Below are 9882 nucleotides of genomic sequence, written 5' to 3' on the forward strand. Positions count from 1 at the left end.
GGATCATACGATTGATATTTTTCCGACATCGGTTCCCCTCCGATTGAATAATCAAAGTTTCCTACATCTATAAAAAATTAATTGAAAATCCACGGAAAAATTAGAAAAAAACTCTTAACCGATGACCAATGGATTGGAATATGCCCAGGACGGGATCCGAACCCGTGACCTCCAGATTTCTCAGGAGACCATAAGACGCTCTTCTGTAACTTCCCTATGAGTCTGGCGCCCTAACCGACTAGGCCACCTGGGCATGAAGGTATTCTCTACAATCACTGATATAATAAAAATATATCGCAAATAGTTGTATTCTAACACGGTTTTGTTTTCTATTGATAGAATCTGAGGGGTGAGAATCCGATGTCTTTATCAAGCACTCTCTCTGCTGTGATACCAGTAATCTCGAAGATCACAATTTCCATTACCATGAAAACTTCTGTATGGTTCCTTAAACACCCCATGATCATGCCATTCCTGTTACCAGCTGCAGCATGGAGATGTACCTTCGTACTGCCGTCTTCTAAAAAAATATTCCCTGCACCCAACAATTCCCTTGCATCATCAAATGAGGTCATATCAACATCAGGTGGTAGAGTTTTTTCCTTTGGTCCGGTAACTACATCAGCACTACCTGCGGCACCCAGCATATAAAAGAAAGCAGATTTTATGTTCTCATTTCTGGCCAGGTCTTTGAGTTCGACCAAAATATCTTCATCGTGATCGACTCGTACTATGAATACACGACCGATTTTACCTTCTGTATAGTCAATGTCTAAAAATTACTTCATACAGTCTTAATGGTTACGATTGAAATAACTAATATCCATTTTTGTCTTGCCAGCAGATGCTCATCAAAATAATTAAATACCGTGTCTTTGATTATCAATTATGGGACAGGTAGGAATCGCTTTTGTAAGAGGCTTGAATTTTTTCTGTCAAAACCGCATTACAGCTGAAGAAATGTCAACTCTGTTGAGAGAGATCGAAGATGATCATCTTCATATCATAGACCTGCACAGGGCTGACAATATTATTTTTGAGAAAGTCGGAATGCATTATGCAGAAGTAGGACTTAGAATCCAGATGATGCTCCAGAAACGTTTTGGAAAAGAGATTATGGTTACCACCCGATCAATTAATACTGTGAAAGGATTAATGAAAAAGCTGGATAAACTTGACGATCAGAACCTGTAAACTATTCCAAATTCAGGCAATTTTGCTTTAGCAGCCTCTCGCTTCTCCTGATGTTCGATCAAGAAAGCTTCCATAAGTTCTCCAGATCGTTTCTTACACTGACCGCACATGAGCTTTCCATTCTCACATTCATGTTTGATCTCAAGGACTTCATTGTCATCCTCAATGAGATGATACAGCATCAGTTCAAAGACCGTACATTCATCCGGCGAGCCTCCGTGCTGTTTCTGCTCTTCCAGGGTCACCCTCCCACCTGTCTTTGCGCGCATTATCTTTTTGGCAGCGCCTCTCGGGTCTTCTGTAAGCGCGATAATGCTATCCGGGATGCTGCTGCTCATCTTGCCGCCTTGCAGCCCGGTCATGAATTTGTGATATGTAGATGCAGGGGGTATAAAAGCATAGCCTCCAACTAAAAGCTCAACATCTTTGACAGCCTTCCGGACGTCTTCCAAACCGCCATTAACATCGATATGACCTTCGAACATTTTGATGTCATTCTCATTGAAATTAACAGACAACCTTTTGCGTAATGTTTTAAATGCCTCTTTTGGTGCTGATTTCGAATATATCTTTATTACTCCATCAGTTTGGAACACATGGAACATATTTACTTTATCAGCCAGCCCCCGGGTCAGCCTGATGTGTGGGTCCTGGTCAGCACCTACAGGAATGACTACAGGCCGGGGCCCGCCAAACTGCTTGAGCTGGGAGTGCAGGATATCGGCACTCTGTACGGTAGCAGAGACCATATGCCCGATATTTGTCTCACCGTTAAAACCGTATATGGCGCTCAGTTCTGAAAAATTGGCTTTGATACCCAGTTCAAATGCCAGGTCCCTGACCTCTGGACTGGTGGACTGGAAATAAATACGCCCCCCTTCGGGTTCGAATCCCAGCGCGATGAGACTCAGGATATATTCTTCCACACCAATGCGTAAACACTCTTTCCACGATATCCCCCGCACGCTGTGGGACTCCATATCTGCCACTGCCATTACCACGGTACCGCCCTGTTGCTGGTGCCAGATAATCTCCTCCATAACCATCTTGTGACCCAGGTGGACCCGGCCCGATGGCATGAACCCGCTCATGGCGCCGAATGGTTTTCCGGAATTCATGGCATCCACTATGTAATCATAACTGCGGTGCCCGAAAATGATGCCCCTGCGCATATATCTGTGGGGATGCTTTATCCTGGGCAGCAGTTCATTGAAAGGACTTATGCCAAACTCATCAAAGAGTTTCTGGTAGTCTTCTATTGTGGTGGATTCCCAGGGGTTTATCGTGTTCATGTTAATCATACTATCATGTTACTCATTTTCAAGAAACTGTAAAATTTCTTTTTCAAATAATAACACATCATCCAGATCATTTTTTATGGTCTCTAATACACGCAAATTATCTATATTCCCATATCTATTTCATTAAATTCATGGAGAAATTCTATGTCTCTTTCTATAATATCAAATTTTGCGGATATCGTTTCTTTATCTATCATTGAAGTACCCTTAATTTTCGCATTCTGTCATATTCATAAAAAATAGGCTTAAAATCAAGATACTTACTTATCACAGAAGTTTCAAATTCAATCCTTTTCTTATCATCCCTGTAAAACAGTAGTTTACCTTTTAATACTTGATGAAGAAACCTCAATGTACCCTTATTAAGTATTCTAACATCTATATCCTGTTTTGTTTTACAGGTATTTTTCAATTCTCTTGCAATCTGAACAGGATATAATCCACTTCCCAACTTATCATCTGAAAGTAAGATTCCAATATCTATATCGCTATCGTTTCTGGCATATCCTCTGGCACGGGAACCGAATAAATATACTGCTATAATTTCATCGTGTCGAGAAAAGATATTTTCCAGAACATCTGTACTGATATCGGTCATTTTCTCACACCTGAACTACAATTAATTTGTTTTGGAAAGATGTGGACCATTTATCTATACATCCCATAAGGATCTTCAGGTTTTGCGGCCTGCTTCCTCAATCCTTTTAAATGTTTTTCCAACCCTTCAGCTTCTGACAATAGTGGTTCAATATCTATCTTGATGGTAGGGATTAGCTCATCAATGAATTCGATAATATGAGCTGCCATCCTGGCATCTGAAATTGATTTCCCTCTCTGAGCTATTGGCACTAATACATTAATATCCTGTACCTTTCCCATATTCAACAGCACTCCTGAAATCCCAGGGATAATGCCATTCATGAGCGGTTCGAGTTTCAATTTTTTCAATTCTTCCCTGGCAGCTTCCGTACTTCCCACTCCTAAGACTTTAAAACCATCTTCTTCCATAACCTGAATCTCAGGTGATACGATCCTGGAACAACCTGACTCTTTAGCAAATGACAGCACCATCCTGGCAATATCCCTTGCCATGGGAGGATATGGAGTGAATTCTGAGAGAAATACAACGATCTTAGCCTCTTCACTGGCATATATCCTGGCAGGTAATTTTGGTTTTGAATCATATACCATGGTAACAGGAGGGAATTCATCAGCATCAAGACCGCATATCTGGTCAAGGTTCAGGGTGTTGATCAGATAGCTTGCCACAATAGAATTTATTATATTTGTTGAGGGAAAACCATTTATTATAGTGGCATTTTGTAGATTCATTTCTTTAAATTTATACATTGTTATTTCCATTTTTTCACCTGACACAAATCTTTTCGCTTTGAATTTAACTTATTCGATTTAACCTTAGATGTCTTTATTTCCCATCCCCTTCTCCACTGCCTCACGGATAATATACCCCGCTTTATGCAGTATAGTATCCCCCAATTGTGTATCCCGTTCCATGCTGGCTGTGCAGGGATAGGCATGGTGGGTCTCAGATACCATCTCCTTATAATCTGCAGTATCGGTCCATTTCAGCTTCTTGGCCACGAACCAGGTGCATCCGCAGGGCGCATCCCGCAGTACCACCACATGGTTTATCATCCTGCCGTCTTCGCTTAACTCGATCACAAGTTCTGGCTTTCCGAACCCCATATCCACGAACTCATCGATAACCGGTTTGCCGGTCTTTTTCAATGAGCAAAAAGGTTTAGGGAACTCACTTTCCACACCCATGGATTCCAGTTTATCCTGAATTTGTTTCTGTAATCCAAGCGGCGCCCATCCTGGCTCATCAACAGGTACGATCACTGCTTTTGCACCAGTGGAAGTCGCAAGTTTGGGTAAACCAGTTAGCAAATCCGGATGGATGCCGATGGCCAGAATAAGGTCACAGGCTCCCATAAGTGGTATGAAATCTTCCGGTTCTTCGATAAAATCAGGCAGATCGGATGGCAGTTCATGAACCTCAACAATCCTATCTGCAAAGGATTGTCTCAAGCTTCGGCACTTATCGCACAGGTCACCGCAGGACACACAGAACATGCTGGGATTTACCAGGTTGCTCACCACCTTTTTGCCGAACTCGCCAGTATAGAGAACACTGGTCAGCATCTATGCCTCTGATTTTATGATCTCAATATAAGTTGGGTCGATTATCCAGCTAGCCCATACCTTGTCTTCGATCACTTCATTATCACGGTATGGTAGGTTTATCCAAATCGCTTCTTTTTCATCAAATAACAGATGCAATGCTATGAACCTATTACCGTGAACTTTTTTTAGAAAATCCTCTTTTGATCTTGCAGTTGGGGTGGTCATAGGATAATTTTTACATTTCTCATCAAAATTTGGTCGTTGAATCTTTATTCGCTTTTTGAGATTCTGTTCCATATCCACTATGGGAGGTCCCATAATTTGCACTTTTAACGAAATATTCATTGGAGTGTTTGTGAATATTCGGTTGAATGTATTATCGTCTATGGGCCCTGTGATTTTTCCGAATATCTTGTTTTCAGTCCTTTCCCCCATTTCCTGTATTTTTTTTATCACATTATCCAGCCCCCTTACAGTCCATATTTCCTGCCTGAGCATTTCCTGGTTCTCGTCATAAACAGGTTCGAGCATATCTGTTACAAATTTAACAGATTCGCTGATCCTGGAAATAAGTAAATTACCTGCAGAACTGGCAGCGGTTTCAGGATGTTTTGCCCGGTATTTTTTTGGTCTATCTGTAGTGGAGTCGATCCAGCCTTTGTTTTTCAGTCCATCCAGTGTCCTGTATACAATGGCATGCTGCACATTGATTATCTTGCTGATTTCCTCTGCTGTCATCACTCCTCCGACAACCAGTGAATAGTAGGCCTGGGCTTCCTTGTGAGTAAGGTCGAGATTTAGCAGAGCGCTTAATAATTGTTTGTCCATTAAGTCTGCGTTCTTTATTATCATTATTATGTTGATAATTACTGAAAAACTATATATCTTTTTGGATTAATATTCTGTTTGATTGTATCACCAATATAGTTATATATCGGAATCTACTAAAATCATATAGTAAAATTCGTGGAGGTTTAAGTAAATGGCTGTAATGGAAAATGGTGAAAAATATATGTGTAATATCTGTGGAAATGAAGTCACAGTGACAAAAGTTGGGGGAGGAACTTTAGTGTGTTGCGGTGAAGATATGGAGTTGCTGAAGTAACTCTGTTTTGCAAAGTGTGGCAGCTATTTGATTTTTTCAAGCTGAGATCTATTTGAAATATGCAGGAGAAATTAGCATGAGTGAATATAAAGAAATTCTTAGTAATATTGAGGAAAAGGAGCACCTGGAGTTGCAACATGCAGAGAAGATTTGAAATTATTAAAATTAAAGAGGTATAAATTATGGCAGAAAAGAATTTCTTTCTTGGAATGAACAAGCCTGAAGATAGTGTGAACCTAAATGAAACTGAGAAAAAACATACACCAGTGATCGAGGCACCGGACAATATCAAAGCCGGAGAGCCATTTGAGGTAACAGTAATTGTCGGAACAATTCTTCACGTAATGGAACCAGCACATCATATCCAGTGGATCGATGTATATGCCGGCGAGAATTATCTTACAAAGGTCGTATTTACTCCAGGTTTTTCAAAACCTAAGGCTACTTTGACAGTAGTATTGGATTCTATAGGAAAAACATCACTCAAAGCAGTTGAAAGATGTAATATCCATGGGATGTGGGAAAATACCAAAAATATTTCTGTAGTCTAAACTGGTTTTATTTCATAAGGAGGAGAATAATAAATAGGGATTGTTTATGTTATCTAAAAGAATGAAATCATTGTTAATTTTTTCATTTCTTTTATTAATGAGATTTGGCATTTATCCAGTCTCTGCACAAACAAATCCAGGAGAGTTAAGTTCAGACCAGTTCGAAGATCCACTGGATAAATGCCAGGTATGTCATGCAGAGATCTATGAACAATGGGACGGCTATACATTCGTTAGCAGAAAAAGACCTATTTTATAAGGCGTTATTTCTAATGGCAAGTGAGGAAACAGATGGACTTACAGATACTTATTGTTCCAGATGTCATACTCCAATTGGATTGATATCAGGGGAGAATTCAAACAATGAATAAAGAATCAGAGACAATTCCAGATAAAACAATTGACTGTATCGGGCTGTTTTGTCCGATACCCATCTTCAACACTACTGAAGCCATTAATACTATAGAGATCGGAGAAGTGCTGGAAGTGCTAACAGACGACCCTGCCTCTACCCATGATATTCCCAGGTGGGCCAAGAGGACAGGTCATAAGTTTTTGAAGTTCGAGGATCTTGGAGACAACTATCGTTTCCTGATCGAACGGACAAAATAATTGAGGAATAAATATGAGCAAAAATTTATTATATGTACAGACAAGCGGTACAGATACACCTGAGCGATTGTATTCTCCATTCGTACTTGCCCAGACCGCAAAGGCCATGGATATTGATGCCACTATATACTTTTTAGGGATGGGTATTACGGTTTTGAAAAAAGGCGCGGCTGAGAAGATCCAACTGGGAAGTTTCCCTACTTTAAAGGAAATCCTTGACCAGACAGCAGCTGCAGGTGTGAAAATCATGGTCTGTGAAGCCAGTTGCCAGCTCATAGGACTGGAAAAAGGCGATTTCATTCCTGAAGCAGATATTGTTGGTGCTGCCACTCTGAATGACCTGGTACTGGAAGCTGACGGTACCATGTGGTTTTAACAAAGGTGGATCCAGTTGAACATTGTGTATATGGATAATGCTTCCGGGGCGCCTGTGGATAAGCGCGTCATAGAAGCAATGCTGCCGTATTTTAAAACCCAGATCGGTAATCCTGCATCGCTTCATACTTCAGGTATCAATGCCAGAAGAGCTTTGGAAGCATCCCGGGAATCAGTAGCGACATTGATCAAAGCCCAGAGTAAAGAAATTATATTTACTTCGGGCGGGACCGAATCCAATAACATTGCATTAAGGGGTGCAGCCCATCGTAAAAAGAAAAAAGGAAACCACATTATCACCACAGCTATTGAGCATATGTCTGTGGTTAATACCTGCAAAGACCTCCAGCGAGAGGGTTTTGAGGTAACAACAGTACCTATTGATAAAGATGGTCTTGTGGACCCAAAGCGTATTGATCATGAGATTACTGACCAGACTATTTTAATTTCCTGTATGTATGCCAATGGTGAGATAGGTACAATCCAACCCATTGCTGAGATCGGTATAATCGCAAGAAATCGAGATATTGTTTTTCATGTAGATGCAATAGCTGCTGCCGGAAAGATACCTATTGATGTGCAGCGGGACAACATTGATCTACTTTCAATTTCTGCCAATGATCTCTATGGTCCTAAAGGAGTAGGAGCATTGTATGCACGAACCGGAGTTCCCTTAAGACCTGTTATGACAGGGGGAGGTCAGGAGAAGGGACTGCGTTCAGGTTCTGAGAATATTCCCGGCATCGTGGGTATGGGAAAGGCCTGTGAACTAGCTAAGCTGGAAATGGAATCTTGCGCTAATCAGATGGAAAACCTTCGGGAAAAGTTGATCGAAGGGATAGGTAACATTAAATATGCATATTTAACAGGTCACAGAACGAAGCGGCTGCCAAATATCGCCAGTCTTAGGTTCAGCTTTATCGAAGGAGAGAGTATTATTATGAGCCTGAGCGATCTGGGAATTGAAGCTTCTACCGGCTCTGCCTGTTCAGTAAAAACCCTGGAGCCTTCTTCGGTATTGATCGCTATCGGCCTGCGTCATGAAGAAGCACACGGATCACTGCTGCTTTCGCTTAATAAGTGGAATACTGAAGAAGAAGTGGACAAAGTGCTTGAGAGCCTGCCAATTGTGGTGGATAGATTAAGAGCCCTGTCACCACTGTACCAAGGTGAATGATTTAAGTTTGAATGGAACTTAGTGATTATTATGGAAATTGAATATTCGGAAAAAGTAAAGGATCATTTTAGAAATCCCAGAAACGTAGGAACAATAAAGGATGCCGATGCAATAGGCAGAGTAGGAAATCCAGTATGCGGGGATTTGATGGAGATCCAGCTTAAGGTAAAAAATAATATTATTAAAGACATAAAGTTCAAGACCTTCGGATGTGCTTCGGCAATCGCCACCAGCAGCATGATAACTGAAATGGCGATGGGAAAGACCCTGGATGAAGCGCTAAAGATATCAAGACAGGACGTAGCAGATGAGCTGGAAGGACTGCCACCTATTAAAATGCACTGTTCCAATCTGGCTGCAGATGCGCTGCATGCTGCTATTGGAGATTACATTGAAAAACAAAAACAAGGTATCATGAAATTGGGAGAAAATGAATATGAAGTTGCAGTTATTGGTGGCGGTGCTGCCGGATTGGCTGCAGCTAGTATGTCCTCTTATGTGGGACTTAAGACCGTTGTTTTCGAAGGCGGTTCCTGGGGGGGCCTGCTTACTAAATTTTGTCCCGAAAAACTAATAGAGAACTATCCCGGCCTATCTGATAAAATTACCCCGCTTGAATTGACCGAATCAATGCTTGCGGATGCTAAAGAGCAGGAAGCTGATATGAAAAACGAATATGTGAACGATATTGGGATCGATGGGGAATTTAAGACCATTACTGCAGATTCTGGCACATTTAAAGCCAAAAAACTGGTACTTGCTTCTGGAAGTTCACCTGCCAAAACAGGCATCCCAGGTGAGGATAAGTTCGCACAAAACGATGGTGGTGTATTTTATCTTACAGCAGATCCATCCAAATTGACTGATAAGAGGGTACTGATATATGGCAGAGGATACAATGCAGTCTCCGCAGCCAGATGCCTTTCAGGCATTGCGGCAAATATAACTCTGGTGACAGACCAGGATTCATTCGTAGTACCCAAACGTGAGATGGATAAGATAAAATGTATTGAATCTATCAAACTACTTACTTCAACATCCCTTATTGAGATACAGGGGGCCACAAAAGTGGAAAAGGCTATGTTGGTGAACCTGAAAGAGGATGAGAAGCTGGAGATGTATATCGATGTAGTAGTTCTGGCCACAGAGATGACTCCAAATATCAAGCTTATTGAAAAACTGGGTATCGAGATAGATGAATCGGGATTTGTTAAGACCGATAAATATCAGCGGACTAATATCGATGGGGTGTATGCTATCGGAAATATTACATCTGAGATAGATCTGTTGGTCGTGGCGGAAGCACAGGGTGCCATAGTGGCGCATGATGCTTATAAGAAGTTAAGGGTGAAGTGAGAAATATAATACAGGCAAAAACATAAATTAATGTCCTAACGAGTTAATGCCTGCCAAACCCAA

The 9882-nt window shown here is 41.2% G+C and carries 14 protein-coding genes and 1 tRNA gene; 8 read left to right on the forward strand and 7 right to left on the reverse strand.

Annotated features, from left to right (window positions below; translation table 11 throughout):
* Positions 1–141: 141 nt before the first annotated feature.
* Together IBX40_07855 and IBX40_07860 are read right to left on the reverse strand one after the other, a co-directional pair.
* A tRNA-Met gene (locus tag IBX40_07855) sits at positions 142–253 on the reverse strand.
* Positions 254–329: 76 nt separating this feature from the next.
* A complete protein-coding gene (locus IBX40_07860) occupies positions 330–770 on the reverse strand; it encodes a DUF296 domain-containing protein (protein ID MBE0524230.1) in 441 nt (146 codons plus the stop codon).
* Positions 771–888: 118 nt separating this feature from the next.
* Between IBX40_07860 and IBX40_07865 the strand changes: the two genes are divergently transcribed.
* A complete protein-coding gene (locus tag IBX40_07865) occupies positions 889–1194 on the forward strand; it encodes a DUF1697 domain-containing protein (protein ID MBE0524231.1) in 306 nt (101 codons plus the stop codon).
* On the opposite strand, the gene IBX40_07870 is transcribed toward IBX40_07865, so the two are convergent.
* The 5 genes from IBX40_07870 to IBX40_07890 all read right to left on the reverse strand — a co-directional run bounded on the left by IBX40_07870 (position 1182) and on the right by IBX40_07890 (position 5495).
* Positions 1182–2486 (reverse strand): tryptophan--tRNA ligase, encoded by a 1305-nt coding sequence (locus IBX40_07870; GenBank protein MBE0524232.1) that lies wholly within the window; start codon positions 2484–2486, stop codon positions 1182–1184. The genes IBX40_07865 and IBX40_07870 overlap by 13 nt on opposite strands.
* A 202-nt stretch (positions 2487–2688) precedes the next feature.
* Positions 2689–3093 carry a nucleotidyltransferase domain-containing protein gene (locus IBX40_07875; GenBank protein MBE0524233.1) on the reverse strand — a complete coding sequence of 135 codons (405 nt, stop codon included), beginning with the start codon at positions 3091–3093 and terminating at the stop codon, positions 2689–2691.
* 50 nt (positions 3094–3143) lie between these two features.
* Positions 3144–3857 carry a proteasome assembly chaperone family protein gene (locus IBX40_07880; protein MBE0524234.1) on the reverse strand — a complete coding sequence of 238 codons (714 nt, stop codon included), beginning with the start codon at positions 3855–3857 and terminating at the stop codon, positions 3144–3146.
* Positions 3858–3911: 54 nt separating this feature from the next.
* Positions 3912–4661 carry a DUF166 domain-containing protein gene (locus IBX40_07885; protein MBE0524235.1) on the reverse strand — a complete coding sequence of 250 codons (750 nt, stop codon included), beginning with the start codon at positions 4659–4661 and terminating at the stop codon, positions 3912–3914.
* The gene (locus IBX40_07890; GenBank protein MBE0524236.1) at positions 4662–5495 is read right to left on the reverse strand and encodes a hypothetical protein; all 834 of its coding nucleotides are present in this window, start codon (positions 5493–5495) and stop codon (positions 4662–4664) included.
* A 130-nt stretch (positions 5496–5625) separates the two neighbouring features.
* Between IBX40_07890 and IBX40_07895 the strand changes: the two genes are divergently transcribed.
* From IBX40_07895 to nifU, 7 genes are all read left to right on the forward strand, one after another.
* Complete coding sequence (locus IBX40_07895; protein ID MBE0524237.1) at positions 5626–5748, forward strand: desulfoferrodoxin FeS4 iron-binding domain-containing protein; 123 nt, start codon at positions 5626–5628, stop codon at positions 5746–5748.
* Between the two features lie 182 nt (positions 5749–5930).
* Complete coding sequence (locus IBX40_07900; GenBank protein ID MBE0524238.1) at positions 5931–6299, forward strand: class II SORL domain-containing protein; 369 nt, start codon at positions 5931–5933, stop codon at positions 6297–6299.
* A gap of 97 nt (positions 6300–6396) precedes the next feature.
* A complete protein-coding gene (locus tag IBX40_07905; GenBank protein ID MBE0524239.1) occupies positions 6397–6558 on the forward strand; it encodes a hypothetical protein in 162 nt (53 codons plus the stop codon).
* A 104-nt stretch (positions 6559–6662) separates the two neighbouring features.
* Positions 6663–6911 carry a sulfurtransferase TusA family protein gene (locus tag IBX40_07910; protein MBE0524240.1) on the forward strand — a complete coding sequence of 83 codons (249 nt, stop codon included), beginning with the start codon at positions 6663–6665 and terminating at the stop codon, positions 6909–6911.
* Positions 6912–6924: 13 nt separating this feature from the next.
* The gene (locus tag IBX40_07915) at positions 6925–7287 is read left to right on the forward strand and encodes a DsrE/DsrF/DrsH-like family protein (protein MBE0524241.1); all 363 of its coding nucleotides are present in this window, start codon (positions 6925–6927) and stop codon (positions 7285–7287) included.
* Between the two features lie 30 nt (positions 7288–7317).
* Complete coding sequence (locus tag IBX40_07920) at positions 7318–8463, forward strand: cysteine desulfurase (GenBank protein ID MBE0524242.1); 1146 nt, start codon at positions 7318–7320, stop codon at positions 8461–8463.
* Between the two features lie 30 nt (positions 8464–8493).
* Positions 8494–9819, forward strand: coding sequence for a Fe-S cluster assembly scaffold protein NifU (gene nifU / locus IBX40_07925; GenBank protein MBE0524243.1), 1326 nt, complete (start codon positions 8494–8496; stop codon positions 9817–9819).
* The last annotated feature ends 63 nt before the right edge of the window (positions 9820–9882 follow it).

Source organism: Methanosarcinales archaeon, from assembly GCA_014859725.1.
Taxonomy (GTDB): Archaea; Halobacteriota; Methanosarcinia; order Methanosarcinales; family Methanocomedenaceae; genus Kmv04.